This is a genomic window from Streptomyces sp. NPDC003032 (genome assembly GCF_053591415.1).
This window is the reverse complement of record NZ_JBSFTT010000026.1, coordinates 33,806-50,948: the sequence shown is the minus strand read 5'-3', so window position 1 is coordinate 50,948 and position 17,143 is coordinate 33,806. Positions and strand designations below refer to the sequence as shown.

Genomic DNA, 17,143 nt, shown 5'->3' with positions numbered 1-17,143 from the left:
AGATTCGCGGTCCTTGGCCTTGAGCTGCCGGAGAACCATGGATAGAGCCACCTGACATGCGGCAGGGGCAAGTCGGTCGAGGACTTCTAACGCGTCCCCTTCGGGTCGAGCGCGTCCCGCAGCCCGTCACCGAAGAGGTTGAAGGCCAGGACCGTGATGAAGATCGTCACACCCGGGAAGACCATGAACATCGGGTCGTGCTCGTACGTTTCGAGCGCGTCGCGCAGCATGCCACCCCATGAGGCGGTCGGCGGCCGCACACCGGCGCCGAGGAAGCTGAGGGCCGCTTCCGTGAGGATGTTGGTCGGGATCATCAGCGTCGCGTAGACGGTGATCGGGGCGACCAGGTTGGGCAGGAGCTCGCGGAAGAGGATGTAGCGCTTGCCGCCGCCGAGACTGCGGGCCGCTTCGACGTACTCGCGTTCACGGAGCGAGAGCGTCTGGCCTCGGACGATCCGTCCGACGTAGGGCCAGCCGAAGAAGCCGATGACCAGGACGAGGATCGCGACGCGCACGCTGGAGCCGGTCAGGCCGAGCAGGTCGTCGGGGAGCACGGAGACGAGGGAGATGATGAAGAGCAGCTGCGGGAAGGAGAGCAGCACGTCCATCACGCGGCTGATCAGCGCGTCGACCCAGCCGCCGAAGTAACCGGCGATGATCCCGAACAGCGTGCCGAGCACCACGGCGACGATGGCGGCGAGGAACGCCACCAGGAGCGAGATCCGCGCGCCGTAGACGATGCGGCTGAAGACGTCACGGCCCTTGTTGGGCTCGACCCCGAAGAGGAAGTCGCTGCTCATGCCGCCGAGCGCGCCCTTGGGGAGGTTCGTCAGCTCGTCGAGCTTCTCCTGATGGAAGTCGTTGGGCGGATGGCCCAGCAGGCTGACGATCAGGGGGGCGAAGACAGCGACCAGGACCAGGACGACCACCGTGATGCCGCCCGCGAGAGCGACCTTGTCCCGCTTCAGGCGGTTCCAGGCGATCTGCTTGAGGGAACGGCCCTCGACCTTCTTCACCCCTGCACCAACTGCGGGAGCGACGTCCTCGGTCGGGTCCGCGTCCGCAGGTGTGTCATGCAATGGTGCCGTCATCGTGGCAGGGACCCCTCTCAACCGGTGGTGACCGGCCCGCACTTGCCGCTGTAGCGACGTGATCAGTCCGTCGTACCCAGGGGGCGAAAGCCCCTGGAGCGGGAGTCTTCATCCACGTCGTGATCTGTTACCAGACTTGACGGGGAATGGATGCGCAACCGTGATGCTGATCGAGGTGTTCCGTTATGCGGACGCGAGTGAACGAGGGGCGAACACGGGGCAGTTGGGGTGCAAGACTGCACGGGGGTCCATAGGGCCCCACCTGCATCAGAACGGACATCGTGTCCGTTCGAGCTGCTCAGTACCGGTCAGTACTGCGCGGGGTAGCCATACCCGCCCGCGGGCGCCGGGGCCGCCTGGGCCTCGCGGTCGTAGAACGGGCGGGCGTTGGCCCGCAGCCACATGGCGACCGGGTCGTAGTCGTCGGACATCGCGACGGTCGAGACAGGCAGGCCCTCCGGGACGGCGGCGATGGACTGCCGCATCATCGCGCGCACCGCGTCGACCGACGGCGGCGACGTGTCGTACACGTCGAGGCCGATGGCCAGATACGGCGCACCGAGCGCGGGCTGCACCCAGGCGCGGCGCAGCGAGCGCACGGCGGGGGTGCGGTGCGCGTTCTGCGTCAACAGGGCGTAGAACTGGGGGAGTTCGATGCTCGGCTCGGTGAGCCTGAGCGGTCCCGCGGGCAGCAGGTCCAGGCCCGTGGCGATGCGGCGCAGATCGAGCCAGGGGATGCCGACGCCGCCGCCGGGGGCGTGCGGGTTCAGCCACAGGCCGTAGTGGTCGGGGTAGAGGGTGCGGGAGACGTCGACGCCGCGCACCACTTCATAGCTGCGGTTCCAGCCACTGGCTGACAGCTCCTGGGCGGAGGTCACACAGGGGGCGTAGCCGAGGCCCTCGACCTCCATGTTCCCGTACTGGGCGTCGGGGGAGCCGGCCTGGCCGTGCCAGAGCAGCATCCACACCTGGTCGGCGGCGAGCGCGCGCAGCAGTGCCTCGTACGCGTCGTAACGCCCCGGCGTCACCTGGCGCAGCATCTGCTCGATCTGCCCGGCCGCAGCCGTGCCCGACGCACTCACCCGTAACCGCCCCTTCACCAAGAACCCGAGAACATGTGCCCGGCCGGGCCATGGAACCAGCTTAAGCGGCGATCTGGGCGCGGACTTGACGTACGCGCCTCAGCGTCTCGCCCAGGGACTCGCCCAACGTCTCGCCCGGACCGGTGCGGGCTCAGGCCTGGCGCTGGTAGAACGGCCGCACCTTGGCGCGCAGCCAGTCGCCCACCGGGTCCTGCGCCACGTCGAGCAGGACGAGGTTCACCGGCCAGCCCACCGGGACCCGGCCGAGGGCGCGGCCCAGGGCCTCCATCGGCAGGTCGCGGGCGGCGCCCTCCCACGTGGACAGCTCGACGCCGACAAAGAGGGTCGGCTCGTCCGTCTCGATGGCGGCCAGGCAGCGGCGCGCGGTGAGCACGACGCCCGTCGCCTCGAACTCCGTGCCGGCGGCGGCCAGGAAGTCCACGGGGTCCTCCTTCCAGTCCGGCTCGAAGAGGCGGACACGGCCGCCGGCCGCGGGCCCGTCCAGCGGGGTGCGTCCGGCCCGGCACAGCTCGGCGACGGCGGGCGGCGGCAGCGGGGCCCCGACAGTGCCGTCCGGGTTCAGCGCGATGCCCAGCTGCGGCGGGAGCCCGCGGGCGAACTCGACGGCGGGCGCCACCGTGCAGCCCATGCGGTCCGCCGCGTCGCCGAGGGCCTGGCGGAACTGCTGCTCGGAGGTGAAGACGGGGACGTACGCCTGCCCGTCGATCTCCAGGGTCGGCAGGTCCAGGGTGGCGCTGTCGGGGCCGCCGCCGTTCGGCAGCGGGATCCATATCCGGCTGCGCCCGAGGACCTCGACGATCCGGGCGCCCGCCGACGCGGGGCCGCCGAGGGAGGCCGCGAGGACCTCTTCGAGTTCGTTGCCCGGCCATCCGCCGTACGGATGGGCGTGTGCCTGCGCCGGAAAGTCCATCTGTCCAACCCCTGCTCGCGACCGCTCTGCTGCCCTCTGCCTGCGGCTGAACCCTAGCGTCGGCCGCCCTCAGCGGTCGAAGGCGATCCCCCGCAGCACCTGCGCCGCCGCACGGTCCAGGAGCACCGCCGAGCCGCAGCCGCGCGGCAGGTCGCCGCGCTCGGCGGCGCCCACCAGCCGGCCGACCGTTCTGCGGTGGCGCGCGAAGGCGTACCGGGAGACGCCCCGGCCGCGCTCGCGCTGGCCCTGGAGGGCGGTGTCCGCGGGCACGTCGAGCAGCAGCAGGTGCAGTGTCCTGCCGCGCCGGGCGGCCTCACGGGCGAGCCAGCGGCGCACCCAGGGCTGGGTGCCGCAGTCGTGTACGACGACGCCGGCCCCGGAGCGCAGGACGCGGCGCAGGCCCGCGTAGTGCGCGAGGCGGACGAGGGGGCGGTAGACCGCGTACGGCAGCAGGCGGGGCATCCGGCGGGCCCAGCGGTCCCGGGTGTCCTGGGAGTCGATGCGGGGCCCCGTCACGGCCTGCCGCATCAGCGTCGACTTTCCGCCACCGGGCAGCCCGGAGACGACGACCAGGTCGCCCTCGTCGAAGGTGAGGCGGTGCGGGCTGTGGCCGGCCCGCTGCCGCAGATCGCGGACGACGGCCACGGGGTGCGGGCCGCAGCCCTCCCGGACCGGGGCGGCAGCCTGCTTCGGCAGCGCCACTCCCGTGGTCGTGGCGTAGCTGCCTGTGGCGTAAGTGGTCGTGGCGTACACACTCGTCCTGCTGCGCACCGTGATCGGCCTCCCCATAGCGGTCACGTACTGCTTTCCCCGGCAAGTGTAAAGAGAAGGTAATGCGGCACAAGGGAATTCCCTGACCGCGAGTCGGACCACCAGTCCCCCTGGCCCGCGCCGCGTGCAATGATGTGCCCGCCAACTCCATACCGGCCGTTTGAATCCGCGCGGGAGAGTCCCCGGCAGCCGTCGTACGACGTGCTGGGGCGCCGAAGGAGCAAGTCCCTCCCTTGAATCTCTCAGGCCCCGTACCGCGCGGGCGAGGCACATCTGAAAAGCGGGCCGGCAGCCGTCGGCCCCACCCAAGGTGCAAGCCGGCGGGCCCCCGATCCTCTCGAAGATCGGGACGCTCTCGGCGAACCTCTCAGGTTCCGATGACAGATGGGGAGGATCGACCTCGCCCGTCATGCCCTGGGAGTTCCCTTCATGAGCACTGCCCCCCGTCTGACCGCACTCGATGGCGTCCATCGGGCGCTCGGCGCGACCATGACCGATTTCGCGGGCTGGGACATGCCGCTGCGGTACGGCAGCGAGCGCGACGAGCACAACGCCGTGCGCGCCAAGGCCGGTCTCTTCGACCTCTCCCACATGGGCGAGATCACCGTCACCGGCCCTGAGGCCGTGGACTTCCTGAACTTCGCGCTGGTCGGCAACATCGGCTCCGTCGGTGTCGGCCGCGCCCGCTACACCATGATCGTCGCCGAGGACGGCGGCATTCTGGACGACCTGATCGTCTACCGCCTCGGTGAGGCCGAGGCCCCCCAGTACATGGTGGTCGCCAACGCCTCCAACGCGCAGGTCGTGCTGGACGCGCTCACCGCCCGCGCCGACGGCTTCGACGCGGAGGTCCGCGACGACCGCGACGCGTACGCGCTGCTGGCCGTCCAGGGCCCCGAGTCCCCCGGCATCCTGAAGTCCCTCACGGACGCCGACCTGGATGGCCTGAAGTACTACGCGGGCCTGCCCGGCACTGTCGCGGGCGTCCCCGCACTGATCGCCCGCACGGGCTACACCGGCGAGGACGGCTTCGAGCTGTTCGTCGCTCCCGGTGACGCCGAGAAGCTGTGGAACGCGCTCATGGAGGCGGGCACGCCCGTCGGCATGGTCCCGGCCGGCCTGTCCTGCCGCGACACGCTGCGCCTGGAGGCGGGCATGCCGCTGTACGGGCACGAGCTGACCGCCGAGCTGACGCCGTTCGACGCCGGGCTCGGCCGGGTGGTCAAGTTCGAGAAGACGTCGCAGGCGGAGACCTTCGTGGGGCGCGCGGCGCTCGCGGCCGCCGCCGAGCGCGCCGAGTCCGCCCCGCCGCGCAAGCTCGTCGGCCTGATCGCCTCGGGCCGCCGCGTCCCGCGCGCGGGCTTCTCCGTGGTCGCGGACGGCGAGGTCATCGGCGAGGTCACCTCCGGCGCCCCGTCCCCGACGCTGGGCAAGCCGATCGCCATGGCGTACGTCGACGCGGAGCACGCCGCCCCGGGCACGCCGGGCGTCGGCGTGGACATCCGGGGCACCCACGAGCCGTACGAGGTCGTGGCGCTGCCGTTCTACAAGCGTCAGAAGTGACCCCCCGCACATCTTTCCCGTTCCGCAGCACCCACCCGCGTACAGGAGAATTCAGGTCATGAGCAACAACCCCCAGCAGCTGCGTTACAGCAAGGAGCACGAGTGGCTGTCGGACGCCCAGGAGGGCGTCTCGACGGTCGGCATCACGGAGCACGCGGCCAACGCGCTCGGTGACGTCGTCTTCGTGCAGCTTCCGGAGGTCGGCGAGACGGTGACCGCGGGCGAGACCTGTGGCGAGCTGGAGTCGACCAAGTCGGTCAGCGACCTGTACTCCCCGGTGACCGGCGAGGTCGTCGAGGCCAACCAGGACGTCGTGGACGACCCGTCGCTGGTGAACTCCGCGCCGTTCGAGGGCGGTTGGCTCTTCAAGGTCCGGACCACGGAGGAGCCGAAGGACCTGCTCTCCGCGGACGAGTACACCGAGTTCTCCGGCAGCTAAGGATCTCCCCGATGTCGCTTCTGAACACCCCTCTCCACGAGCTGGACCCGGACGTCGCCGCCGCCGTCGACGCCGAGCTCCACCGCCAGCAGTCGACCCTCGAAATGATCGCCTCGGAGAACTTCGCTCCGGTCGCCGTCATGGAGGCCCAGGGCACCGTCCTGACCAACAAATACGCCGAGGGCTACCCCGGCCGCCGCTACTACGGCGGCTGTGAGCACGTCGACGTCGCCGAGCGACTCGCGATCGAGCGCGTCAAGGAGCTGTTCGGCGCCGAGTACGCCAACGTCCAGCCGCACTCCGGCGCCTCCGCCAACCAGGCCGCCCTCTTCGCGATCGCCCAGCCCGGCGACACGATCCTCGGCCTCGACCTGGCGCACGGCGGCCACCTCACCCACGGGATGCGCCTGAACTTCTCCGGCAAGCAGTTCAACGTGGTCCCGTACCACGTGGACGAGGCCGGCCTGGTCGACATGGCCGAGGTCGAGCGCCTGGCCAAGGAGAACAGCCCCAAGGTGATCATCGCGGGCTGGTCCGCCTACCCGCGTCAGCTGGACTTCGCCGAGTTCCGCCGGATCGCCGACGAGGTCGGCGCGTACCTGTGGGTCGACATGGCGCACTTCGCCGGTCTCGTCGCCGCCGGTCTGCACCCGAACCCGGTGCCGTACGCGGACGTGGTGACCTCCACCACGCACAAGACGCTGGGCGGCCCGCGCGGCGGTATCATCCTGGCGCGCAACAAGGACTTCGCGAAGAAGCTGAACTCCGCGGTCTTCCCCGGCTTCCAGGGCGGCCCGCTGGAGCACGTGATCGCGGCGAAGGCCGTCTCCTTCAAGGTCGCGGCCTCGGACGAGTTCAAGGAGCGCCAGCAGCGCACCCTGGACGGCGCCCGCATCCTGGCCGAGCGCCTGGTCCGGGACGACGCCAAGGCCGTCGGCGTCGACGTCCTGTCCGGCGGCACGGACGTGCACCTGGTCCTGGTGGACCTGCGCGACTCCGACCTTGACGGGCAGCAGGCCGAGGACCGCCTCCACGAGGTCGGCATCACGGTCAACCGCAACACGATCCCGAACGACCCGCGGCCCCCCATGGTCACCTCGGGCCTGCGGATCGGCACCCCGGCGCTCGCCACGCGCGGCTTCCAGGAGGACGACTTCCGTGAGGTCGCCGACATCATCGCCGAGGCCCTCAAGCCGGGCTTCGACGCGGACGCCCTGAAGGCCCGGGTCTCGGCCCTGGCCGACAAGCACCCCCTGTACCCCAACCTGTAGTGGTTTCGTACGCTTTCCTTCGTACGTAACGTCGGGGCACCACGCACACTGGAAGTGAACACAGTGAGCGCGGTGCCCCCGCTCATGCCCGGCGCACGCCCCGATTTCTGCACCACCCCGGCAGACAACGGCGTCTACCAATAACCCTTGGAGTCCTCCGTGGCCATCTCGGTCTTCGACCTGTTCTCGATCGGCATCGGCCCGTCCAGCTCCCACACGGTCGGCCCGATGCGCGCCGCTCGCATGTTCGCGAGCCGCCTCAAGAACGAGGGCCTCATGGCCCACACCACCGCGATACGGGCCGAGCTGTTCGGCTCGCTCGGCGCGACCGGCCACGGGCACGGCACCCCGAAGGCCGTCCTGCTCGGCCTGGAGGGCGAGTCGCCGCGCACGGTGAACGTGGAGAGCGCCGACGGCCGCGTCGACGAGATCAGGAGCAGCGGACGCCTCAACCTCCTCGGCGTGCACGAGATCGGCTTCGACTTCGACGAGGACCTGGTCCTGCACCGCCGCAAGGCCCTGCCGTACCACGCCAACGGCATGACGATCTTCGCGTACGACCGTGAGGGCGCCCTCGTCCTGGAGAAGACGTACTACTCCGTGGGCGGCGGCTTCGTCGTCGACGAGACCGTGCTGGACCAGGAGGGCGCGGCGGGCGAGAACCCGATCGTGCCGGACGACACCGTCCTCAAGTACCCCTTCCGCACCGGCGACGAGCTGCTGCGGCTCGCCCAGGAGTCCGGGCTGTCCATCTCCGCCATGATGCTGGAGAACGAGAAGGCCTGGCGCACCGAGGAGGAGATCCGCGAGGGCCTCCTCGACATCTGGCGGGTCATGCAGGCGTGCGTCTCCCGCGGCATGTCCCGCGAGGGAATCCTGCCGGGCGGCCTGAAGGTCCGCCGCCGCGCGGCGAACTCCGCCCGCCAGCTGCGCGCCGAGGGCGACCCGCAGGCCCGCTCGATGGAGTGGATCACGCTCTACGCCATGGCCGTGAACGAGGAGAACGCCGCGGGCGGCCGCGTCGTGACCGCCCCGACGAACGGCGCGGCGGGCATCATCCCGGCCGTCCTGCACTACTACATGAACTTCGTGCCCGGCGGCTCCTCCCAGGAGGAGAGGGACGAGGGCGTGGTCCGCTTCCTGCTCGCGGCGGGCGCGATCGGCATGCTCTTCAAGGAGAACGCCTCCATCTCCGGCGCCGAGGTCGGCTGCCAGGGCGAGGTCGGCTCGGCCTGCTCGATGGCGGCCGGCGCCCTCGCGGAGGTCCTCGGCGGCTCCCCCGAGCAGGTCGAGAACGCCGCCGAGATCGGCATGGAGCACAACCTCGGCCTGACCTGCGACCCGGTCGGCGGCCTCGTCCAGATCCCGTGCATCGAGCGCAACGGCATGGCGGCCGTGAAGGCCGTGACGGCCGCGAAGATGGCGATGCGGGGCGACGGCTCCCACAAGGTGTCCCTCGACAAGGTCATCAAGACCATGAAGGAGACCGGCGCGGACATGAGCGTCAAGTACAAGGAGACGGCTCGGGGTGGGCTCGCGGTGAACATCATCGAGTGCTGAGGAGCTGGGCTAGCAGGTCGTGTCGGGGCGGATCCGCTTCAGGTCGATGAGGTAGTCGTCCACCGCGTCCGTGACGCAGCCGTTGCCGCGGCCGTACGCGGTGTGGCCCACGCCCTCGTACGTCAGGAGCATGCCGCCGGGGAACTGGTCCGCGAGGCTCTCCGCCTCCTCGTACGGTGTCGCCGGGTCGCCCGTGGTGCCCACGACCAGGACGGGTGGGACGCCGTCCCCGGCGCGGACGCGGTGCGGGTGCTGGGTGCCGGCGGGCCAGTCCTTGCAGGTGAGTTCGTCGACGACGCTTGACGTGCCGTAGACGCCGGCGGCCTTGTCGGCGGTGGCGAGGGCGTCCCAGTAGGGGCGGGCGCCGCGTGGGTGGGGGGTGTCCAGGCAGCTGACGGCGAGGAGGGCCTCGTCCTCGTTGTCGGCGCTGGTCCTGGAACTGGTGGCGGTGCTGGTGGTGGTGCCCGTGCTGGGGCCCTCCGCCAGTTCGGCGATGCGGGTGGCGTCGCCGTCCGCGGCCTCGCGCAGTGCGTCGGACAGGGGTTCCCAGTCGTCCTCCGGGCTGTACATCGCGGCCGTGACGACGTCGAGCAGCGTCCGCGCGTCCACTTCGTACGCCGTGCCGTCGGTGACCGGCAGCGGCTCGCGCGCCGCCTTCTCGTACAGCTCGTCGATCAGTTCCGATATCTCCTCCGGGGTGACACCGGGGCAGCTGTCCCCCGCGATGTCCGCGCAGTGCTCGGCGTAGTCCTCGACGGCCCCGCGGAAGCCCGCACCTTGGCTGACGGCCCGCTCCGACCAGGTCAAGGAGGGGTCGATGGCGCCGTCCAGGGCAAGGGCGCGGACGCGGTGCGGGAACTGTTCGGCGTACGAGGTGCCGAGGCTCGTGCCGTAGGACCAGCCCATGAAGGTCAGCTTCCGGTCGCCGAGGGCCGCCCGCAGGACGTCCATGTCGCGGGCCGCGTCCTCGGTGCCGACCTGGCGCAGGATGCCGCCGCTGCCCTTCACGCACGCCAGGGCGCCGGCGTGCGCCACGGCGAGGGCGCGGTGGCGCTGGTCACGGGTCTCGGGGCTGATGGGGTCCGGGGCGCCGTCCGACCCGTCCTCGTCGTCGGCCTCCGCGCACTTCACCGCGGGTCGGCTGCCGCCTACGCCCCGCGGGTCGAAGGAGACGATGTCGAAGCGGGCACGCACCCCGGCGCTGAAGACCTCGCCGCTGTCCGACGTGAGGTCGCTCACTCCGGAGGCGCCAGGGCCGCCCGGGTTGTAGACGAGCGAGCCGATGCGTTCACCGGGCGCCGCCGTGGCCGCCTTCGCCACCGGCAGGACGAAGGTCTTGCCGTTCTCGGGGTGGGCGTAGTCGCGGGGCACGGTGAGGCGGGCACAGCGGAGGCCGTCGCCGCACCGGTGCCACGTCAGCCTCTGGCCGTAGAAGCGCTTGAGGTCGGCCCGGGCGGCGGGATCAACGTCCTTGTTCCCGCCGGGCTCCGCGCCGCTCCCCGCGGTACAGCCGACGAGCGCCAGCGCGGTGGTGAGGGCGACCAGGGCGAGGGGCGCGGGGCGGCGGAGGCGGGGTGCGAGGTTCAAGGGGGCTCCTCCTAGGGGCCTGCGGGGCGCGGCGGGACGGCGGGGCACAGCTGCGGCGCGGCCATTCGCGTGGGTCAGGGCGCGAAGAACAGCGCCTCCGAGCCCACCGGGCGGTAGCCCGCCGCCTGGAAGGTCCGGACGCTGCGCGCGTTGCCCGGTGACTGCTGCGCCCACACCACGTCACCGTCCGGTATGAGGTGCCGTGCCGCGCTCGCCAGCGCGCGGCCGAGGCCCCGGTGGCGTACGTCCTCCTCGACCTCGATCGATGTCTCCCAGCGGCCCGCGACGCCCCGGCCGAGGACCAGCACACCGCCGCCCGCCGCCGCCCACACCCGTACGTCGTCGCGGCGCTTGCGGGCCCGGACGACGCGCGGATGGTCCGGGTCGTCCAGCTCGCGCAGCTCCAGGCGCGGGTCGGGGGCGCCGGGCCGGGCGGTGGCGGCGGTCAGGAGGTCGATGGTGTCCGTCGTACGTCCCGTCCGTTCCAGGAAGGCGCCGTGGAAGCGCGCGCTCATGGTGGCCGCCAGCGGATCGCAGTCGAGCGAGGCGAGCGTGGACCGCACCCACCCGGGGTCCTCGTCGGTGAAGACGACGGAGTGCGCCGTGAAGGCGATCACGCCCGCGTCGCGGTGGCCGGACTGCGGTACGACGGTGGTGGTGCCGTCCGGTGGCGGGAAATCGCCGCGTGCGGCGGCGTCGAGGATGGCCCCGAGCTCGGCAGAGGCACTGGCCATGGGCGTACTCCTTGTGATCTGGTCCCGGGACGGCCGTTACCCTAACCCCCGTCAGTAGTGCACCAAGAAGGGGTGGATCCGGTGGCGGACATCGAGGAAGCGCGCAAGACGTTCGACCAGTTCGACGCGGACGGCGACGGCTTCATCACGGCGGCCGAGTGGAAGAGCGCCATGGCCAAGATGGGCGACTTCTACATGACCGAGACGGTGGCCGAGGCCGTCATCGGCACGAAGGACAGCGACGCGGACAAGCGGCTGTCCTTCGACGAGTTCTGGGCGAGCCTGAACAAGTAGTCGTGGGTGGAGGGTCCGGCGCATGGTTCATGGGTTGCGCCGGGCCCTCCGTCATCCCTGTCCCTCATATCCCTCAGCGGTGCGTACGCACGCTCCAGCGGCCCTCCCTGCGCTCCAGCCGCACAGGATGGTCGAAGCACTTGCTGATCCGGTCGCTCGTCAGTACGTCCCCGACCTCGCCGGAGGCGAGCGCGCGGCCGTCGCGCAGGAGCAGCGCGTGGGTCGTGCCGGCGGGCAGCTCCTCCAGGTGGTGCGTGACCAGGACCGTGGCGAGTTCCGGGTGGGTCCCGCGCAGGGAGTCCAGGCTGTCGAGCAGGCGTTCCCGTCCGGCCAGGTCCAGGCCGGTGGCCGGTTCGTCGAGCAGCACCAGGCGGGGCCTCGGCATCAGGGAGCGCGCGATCAGCGTGCGGCCGCGCTCGCCCTGGGAGAGCGTGGGCCAACGGGCGTCGGCGCGGTGCGCGAGGCCCAGCAGGTCGATCAGGCGGTCGGCCTGCTCCTCCTGCTCGAGCGTCGGACGCCGACGCGGCACCGGTTCTGTGCTGTTGGTCAGCCCGGTGAGGACCACGTCACGGACCGGCAGCGGTGAGCGCAGAGGGTGGCGCGGGTTCACATGACCGACGTACGCCCGAAGGTCGCGCAGGTCGACGCTGCCCAGGCGGCGCCCGAGCACCTCGACCGTGCCGTGCGTGGGGTGGCTGACGGCGCCGCAGAGGCTGAGCAGGGTCGACTTGCCCGCGCCGTTGGCGCCGAGCAGCGCCCAGTGCTCGCCGGGGCGGACGGTGAGGGTGATGTCTTCGAGGATGGGGCGGCCGTCACGGACGACGGTGACGGCGTCCGCGTGCAGGACGGGGGGCGGCGAATTCCTTTGTGCCGCGGGGCTCACCGCGTGGCCCCCGCCCGGTTCACCGCGGCGAGGACGGCCTGCACGGACGCGGTCAGGACCGAGGTGTCCAGGCCCGCGCCCCAGCGGACCGCGTCGCCGACCCGGCACCGCGCGTACGCGACGGCCTCGCTGGCGCCGCCCTCCCGCACCGCGTGCTCGGCGTAGTCGAGGATGTCGACGGTGATCCCGGCGGCGGCGAGTGCGTCGACGAACGCGGACAGCGGGCCGTTGCCCACGCCCTCGTAGTCCCCTGTCCTGTCGGCCACTTGGAGGGTGCAGATGAAGCGGTGCGCGCCGTCCGGGGCCCGGTCGGCCGTCCAGGTGCTCAGCGCCACCTCACCGTCCTGCCCGGGGGCGACATACGTCGCGCGGAACAGCTCGTACAGCTCCTTCGCCGTCGCCTCCTGACCGCTCTCGTCGGTGGCCTCCTGTACCACGCGCGAGAAGTCGGGCCGCATGTCCTGCGGCAGGTCGAGACCGTGCCGGGTCTGGAGCAGGTACGCCATTCCGCCCTTGCCCGACTGGGAGTTGACGCGGATGACGGCCTCGTAGGAGCGGCCGATGTCGGCGGGGTCGATGGGCAGATACGGAACGTCCCACGGCGCGTCGCTCTCCGGTACGCCCAGCTCGGCGGCCCGGCGGGCGTGATGGGCGAAGCCCTTGCTGATGGCGTCCTGGTGGGTGCCGGAGAACGCGGTGTGGACGAGATCTCCGGCGTAGGGGTGGCGGGGGTGCACGGGCAGGCGGTTGCAGTACTCGACCACCTCGCGCACGGCGTCGATGTCCGAGAAGTCGATCATCGGATCGACTCCCTGGGCGTAGAGGTTGAGGGCGAGCGTCACCAGGTCGACGTTGCCGGTCCGCTCGCCGTTGCCGAACAGGCAGCCCTCGACGCGCTGGGCCCCGGCGAGGACGGCGAGTTCGGCGCAGGCGACACCGGTGCCGCGGTCGTTGTGGGGGTGGACGGAGAGGATGACGGAGTCGCGCCGGGCGAGGTTGCGGTGCGTGTACTCGATCTGGTCGGCGTACACGTTCGGGGTCGCGATCTCGACGGTCGCCGGCAGATTGTGCGTGACGGGCCGGTCGGGGCTCGCGTCCCACAGCTCGGTCAGGCCGTTGCAGACGTCCAGGACGTAGTCGGGCTCGGTCAGGTTGAACGTCTCGGGGGCGAACTGGAAGCGGATGTCGGCGTGCGGCCGCGCGTCGGCGAGCCGCGCCATGTGCGCGGCGGCCTCCTTGACCACGTCGTACACCTCGGCGCGCGACCGCCCGAGGACGACGTCGCGCCAGACGGGCGAGGTGGGGATGTACAGATGTACGACGGCGCGCGGCAGCCCCTCGATCGACTCGAAGGTGCGGTCGATCAGCTCGGGCTTGGCGGGCGTGAAGACGACGACAGTTACGTCGTCGGGCAGCGCGCCGTCGCCGCGCGCGCTCAGTTCGGCGAGGTGGCGGACGAACTCGAAGTCCGTCCGGCTGGCCGACGGATAGCCGGCCTCGATCTCCTTGAACCCCATCGAGACGAGCAGATCGAAGAAGCGCCGCTTGCGGCCGGTGTCCATCGGCTCGGCGAGCGCCTGATTGCCGTCACGCAGGTCGACGGGGACCCAGAGGGGCGCCCGCTCGATCCGGGCACTCGGCCAGCTTCGCTCCTGAACGGGGACGTTCACCCGCTCCTGGTAGGGGCGGTAGCGGTGGTGCGGCATGGGGCCGGGGCGCTGGGGGTTCCAGTCGTACGTGGGTGAAGTGACGGAAGGTGTGGTCACGGGAGGCGTGGTCACGGGAGGCGTGGTCACGGAAGAATCTGCTCCTGGGCTCGGTCGGAAGACCGGCAGCACGGCACCCCGCGGCGGGGTGCCGGTCGCTTCAGGCCCCGCCGCGGCAGCCGAGAAGGAGGAGCCCGCAGAAGATCACGGCGCTACAGTAGTCACAGCTCTGCTCCTCAGACAAGTACCCCTCAGACAAGTAGCCCTCAGACAACCCGCCGGAAGGCCCCGATGCCGCTCGACTCCGTACGCCCCAGCCCCCTCGTCGAGCAGGCCGCCACCCGCCTGCGCGAGCAGATCACCGGCGGCCAGTGGCCCGTCGGCACCAAGCTGCCCGGCGAGACGACGCTCGCCAAGGAACTCGGCGTGGGCCGTTCCACCCTCCGCGAGGCCCTGCGCGCGCTCGCCGGTGCCGGACTGGTGCGGTCGCGGCAGGGCGCCGGCGTCTTCGTCGTCGCCACGGAACCCGTCGCGGACTGGCCGACCCGGCTGCGGCGGGCCGCGGTCACGGACGTGTACGAGGTACGGATGCTGGTGGAGGTGCAGGCGGCCCGGCTGGCCGCCCTGCGCCGCACCGACGAGGACGTCGCGGCGATGCGGGCCGCGCTCGACAGCCGCAGGGCGGCGTCCGCCGCGGGGGACGCGGAGTTCGTCGACGCCGACATCGCGCTGCACGCGGCGGTCGTGGCGGCGGCGCGCAATCCCGTGCTCACCGATCTGTTCGCGGAGTTCATGCCCGCCCTGCGGCAAGGCCTGATCGACCTGCTCGAACTCCTCGACGTACGCCGCGAGGAGGCGGACCACGGCGAGACGGCCCACGCCGAGCTGGTGCGCGCCGTCGAGGCGAAGGACGCGGAAGGGGCCGCGCGGGTGGCGCAGGCCGAACTGCGGGAGACACTGCGGCTGTTGCTCGCGCAGACCTGACCGGGCCACCACGGCCACCACGGCCACTACGGCTGAACCGTTCCAGTCGGCGCCGAGCGCCCGGCGGTGTCGGCGTACTCGTCGAGCGGCTCAGTGAACGCGCCGTGCCCGAGCCGGTCCGCCGCGCGACCGGCGTGCGGCACTCACCCGGCGGCACGCAGCTTCCGGTACCGTCCGGGCGCCAGACCGAACTCCCGCTTGAACGCCTTGGCGAAGGCGAACTCCGAGGCGTAACCGGCCCGTTCGGCGACCGCCCGGAGCGGAGCACCGTCCGGCTCACGCAGCCGTCCCGCCGCCGTGGTCATCCGCCACCACGTGACGTACGCGAGTGGCGGCTTCCCCACCGACGCCGTGAACCTGCGCGCGAAAGGCGCCCGCGACAGGCTGGAGAGCGCGCCGAGCTCCCCCACCGTCCAGGGGTGCGCCGGGTCGCTGTGGATGGCCCGCAGCGCGGCCGCGACCGCCGGATCGGCGAGCGCCGCCGCCCAGCCGCTGAGATCGCCGCCGTCGGCGCGCGCCCGTACCCACCAGGTGCGCAGGATCAGGAGCAGCAATGTGTCGAGGAGCGAGGTGACGATCGTGTCCGAGCCCGGCTGCGGCCGGCTCAGCTCGTCACCCAGCAGTCCGAGCACGGTCCGCAGCCCACCGCTCTCACCGGCGCCCGCGGGCAGGTGCACGACGTCGGGGAGTTCGGAGAGGAGCGGATGGCTGCGGCTCTCGTCGATCAGATACGCGCCGCAGATCACGACGGCGGACGGCGACCGCCCCTCCGGCGAGCGGGGTGCGGGAGGCCGCGGCCAGGAGCCGTCGGGGAGCAGCGAGATCTCCTCGACCGGCGTACCCGGTTCGCTGACCAGCGCGTGCCCGCCGCGGTGCGCGATGAAGACCACGTCACCGGAGCCCAGCCGCACGGGCGGCGCGCTCTCGTCCGCCGGCACGAGCCACGCGGACCCCTCCAGGACGGCGTGGAAGCCCGCCCTTCCCGGGCTGACGAACCGCAGGCCCCACGGAGCGTACTTCTCCGTCCTCGCGGAGTGCGGCCGACCGGTCCGCATGACCGCTATCGCATCACTGAGTACGTCCATGGAGGCACCGTAACGTGCCTGCTCAGGAGGCGAGACGAACGGACATGGGCGCGAGACCGGCGGGCATGGCCCGCCTCCCGGCGCCCGTTTAGCGTCTTGCACATGACGACAACCACCGCGCGTACCGTGCTGTTCGACGAGATCGGCGGCCCCGAGGTCCTGCGCGTCGAAGATCTCCCGCTGCCCGCCCCCGGCCCGGGTGAAGTCCTCGTCCGCGTCGAGGCGTTGGGCCTCAACCGCGCCGACACCCTCTTCCGCTCCGGCGCCTACTACTACCAGCCGACCCTGCCCGCCTCGCGGCTCGGCTACGAGGCGTCCGGCGTCGTCGAGGCGGTCGGCGAGGGCGTGAGCGCCCACTCCCCCGGCGACGCCGTCCTGACGGGCCCCGGCATCGAGATGGGCGCCCAGGGCGTCCACGCCGACCGCCTCGTCCTGCCCGCCGGTTCCCTGGTCCCGAGGCCCGCGGGCCTGGACGCGGTGACAGCGGCGGCGACCTGGCTGACGTACTCGACGGCGTACGGCGGGATGCTGGAGAGCGGCGGGCTGCGGCCCGGCGACCACGTCGTGATCACCGCCGCGTCGAGCGGGGTCGGCGTCGCCGCGCTGCAGACCGCGGCGCGGATCGGCGCGGTCCCGATCGCGGTCACCCGCACCGGCGGGAAGCGGCGGCAACTCCTCGACCACGGGGCGGCGCTCGTCGTCGCCTCGGACACGGAGGACGTCGTGAAGGAGGTCCACCGCTTCACCGGCGGCAAGGGTGCCGAGCTGGTATTCGACGCGGTGGGCGGCCCCGGCCTCGCGGAGACGGCCCGCGCGGCGACGGTCGACGGGACGGTCGTGGTGTACGGCTCCCTGGACGGGCGGCCGACGCAGATGCCGCTCAACTGGCCGGTAGCGGTGCGGGGTTACGCCAACGATCACTTCGCGTCGAGCGCCGGCGGGCTGCGCCGCGTCAACGCGTTCATCGCGTCGGGCCTGCGGGACGGTACGTTCCGTCCGGTGGTCGCGGAGGTCTTCGAGGGCCTGGACCGCATCCAGGACGCGCATCGCCTGATGGAGGCCAATGACCACGTCGGGAAGATCGTGATCGAGCTCCAGCCGTGATCGGACCACTCGGACCGCCCCTGCCGGAATACCCCGCCCGTTCCGGAGGTTACCTCCG

The 17,143-nt window shown here is 71.8% G+C and carries 16 protein-coding genes and 2 riboswitches; of the genes, 7 read left to right on the top strand and 9 right to left on the bottom strand.

From position 1 onward, the window contains the following. Positions 1-86: 86 nt before the first annotated feature. From ACWDZ7_RS30405 to ACWDZ7_RS30390, 4 genes are all read right to left on the bottom strand, one after another. The gene (locus ACWDZ7_RS30405) at positions 87-1,091 is read right to left on the bottom strand and encodes an ABC transporter permease (RefSeq protein WP_451801396.1); all 1,005 of its coding nucleotides are present in this window, start codon (positions 1,089-1,091) and stop codon (positions 87-89) included. A gap of 308 nt (positions 1,092-1,399) precedes the next feature. Further along, a complete protein-coding gene (locus ACWDZ7_RS30400) occupies positions 1,400-2,173 on the bottom strand; it encodes an enhanced serine sensitivity protein SseB C-terminal domain-containing protein (protein WP_451801394.1) in 774 nt (257 codons plus the stop codon). Between the two features lie 151 nt (positions 2,174-2,324). Next, entirely contained in the window at positions 2,325-3,104 is a 780-nt protein-coding gene (locus ACWDZ7_RS30395; protein ID WP_451801392.1) for an enhanced serine sensitivity protein SseB, read from the bottom strand. A 69-nt stretch (positions 3,105-3,173) separates the two neighbouring features. Then, positions 3,174-3,893 (bottom strand): AAA family ATPase, encoded by a 720-nt coding sequence (locus ACWDZ7_RS30390; RefSeq protein ID WP_451801503.1) that lies wholly within the window; start codon positions 3,891-3,893, stop codon positions 3,174-3,176. A 143-nt stretch (positions 3,894-4,036) separates the two neighbouring features. Continuing rightward, positions 4,037-4,142, top strand: a riboswitch (glycine riboswitch). After that, a riboswitch (glycine riboswitch) is annotated at positions 4,143-4,269 on the top strand. Positions 4,270-4,304: 35 nt separating this feature from the next. On the opposite strand from ACWDZ7_RS30390, the gene gcvT reads away from it, so the two are divergent. From gcvT to ACWDZ7_RS30370, 4 genes are all read left to right on the top strand, one after another. Continuing rightward, positions 4,305-5,438: a glycine cleavage system aminomethyltransferase GcvT gene (gcvT, locus tag ACWDZ7_RS30385; RefSeq protein ID WP_451801390.1), complete on the top strand. Its 1,134-nt coding sequence runs from the start codon at positions 4,305-4,307 to the stop codon at positions 5,436-5,438. A 58-nt stretch (positions 5,439-5,496) separates the two neighbouring features. After that, entirely contained in the window at positions 5,497-5,877 is a 381-nt protein-coding gene (gene gcvH, locus ACWDZ7_RS30380) for a glycine cleavage system protein GcvH (RefSeq protein ID WP_451801388.1), read from the top strand. An 11-nt stretch (positions 5,878-5,888) separates the two neighbouring features. Continuing rightward, positions 5,889-7,148 (top strand): serine hydroxymethyltransferase, encoded by a 1,260-nt coding sequence (gene glyA, locus ACWDZ7_RS30375; RefSeq protein WP_451801386.1) that lies wholly within the window; start codon positions 5,889-5,891, stop codon positions 7,146-7,148. A 159-nt stretch (positions 7,149-7,307) separates the two neighbouring features. After that, positions 7,308-8,708 carry an L-serine ammonia-lyase gene (locus ACWDZ7_RS30370; RefSeq protein WP_451801502.1) on the top strand — a complete coding sequence of 467 codons (1,401 nt, stop codon included), beginning with the start codon at positions 7,308-7,310 and terminating at the stop codon, positions 8,706-8,708. Between the two features lie 9 nt (positions 8,709-8,717). On the opposite strand, the gene ACWDZ7_RS30365 is transcribed toward ACWDZ7_RS30370, so the two are convergent. Together ACWDZ7_RS30365 and ACWDZ7_RS30360 are read right to left on the bottom strand one after the other, a co-directional pair. Beyond that, complete coding sequence (locus ACWDZ7_RS30365; RefSeq protein WP_451801384.1) at positions 8,718-10,295, bottom strand: alpha/beta hydrolase; 1,578 nt, start codon at positions 10,293-10,295, stop codon at positions 8,718-8,720. Between the two features lie 74 nt (positions 10,296-10,369). Then, positions 10,370-11,029, bottom strand: a complete 660-nt coding sequence (locus ACWDZ7_RS30360; RefSeq protein WP_451801382.1) for a GNAT family N-acetyltransferase — start codon at positions 11,027-11,029, stop codon at positions 10,370-10,372. 81 nt (positions 11,030-11,110) lie between these two features. On the opposite strand from ACWDZ7_RS30360, the gene ACWDZ7_RS30355 reads away from it, so the two are divergent. Next, positions 11,111-11,323, top strand: a complete 213-nt coding sequence (locus ACWDZ7_RS30355; RefSeq protein WP_127909582.1) for an EF-hand domain-containing protein — start codon at positions 11,111-11,113, stop codon at positions 11,321-11,323. 73 nt (positions 11,324-11,396) lie between these two features. Here ACWDZ7_RS30355 and ACWDZ7_RS30350 read toward each other — a convergent pair whose 3' ends face one another. Together ACWDZ7_RS30350 and leuA are read right to left on the bottom strand one after the other, a co-directional pair. Beyond that, positions 11,397-12,206: an ABC transporter ATP-binding protein gene (locus ACWDZ7_RS30350; RefSeq protein ID WP_451801380.1), complete on the bottom strand. Its 810-nt coding sequence runs from the start codon at positions 12,204-12,206 to the stop codon at positions 11,397-11,399. Further along, complete coding sequence (gene leuA, locus ACWDZ7_RS30345; protein WP_451801501.1) at positions 12,203-13,912, bottom strand: 2-isopropylmalate synthase; 1,710 nt, start codon at positions 13,910-13,912, stop codon at positions 12,203-12,205. The genes ACWDZ7_RS30350 and leuA overlap by 4 nt, the downstream gene beginning before the upstream one ends. Positions 13,913-14,203: 291 nt before the next feature. On the opposite strand from leuA, the gene ACWDZ7_RS30340 reads away from it, so the two are divergent. Next, a complete protein-coding gene (locus ACWDZ7_RS30340) occupies positions 14,204-14,896 on the top strand; it encodes a FadR/GntR family transcriptional regulator (protein ID WP_451801378.1) in 693 nt (230 codons plus the stop codon). A 143-nt stretch (positions 14,897-15,039) separates the two neighbouring features. Here ACWDZ7_RS30340 and ACWDZ7_RS30335 read toward each other — a convergent pair whose 3' ends face one another. Beyond that, positions 15,040-15,981 (bottom strand): AraC family transcriptional regulator, encoded by a 942-nt coding sequence (locus ACWDZ7_RS30335; protein ID WP_451801376.1) that lies wholly within the window; start codon positions 15,979-15,981, stop codon positions 15,040-15,042. Between the two features lie 102 nt (positions 15,982-16,083). Between ACWDZ7_RS30335 and ACWDZ7_RS30330 the strand changes: the two genes are divergently transcribed. Next, the gene (locus tag ACWDZ7_RS30330) at positions 16,084-17,085 is read left to right on the top strand and encodes a zinc-dependent alcohol dehydrogenase family protein (RefSeq protein WP_451801374.1); all 1,002 of its coding nucleotides are present in this window, start codon (positions 16,084-16,086) and stop codon (positions 17,083-17,085) included. Positions 17,086-17,143: the final 58 nt, after the last annotated feature.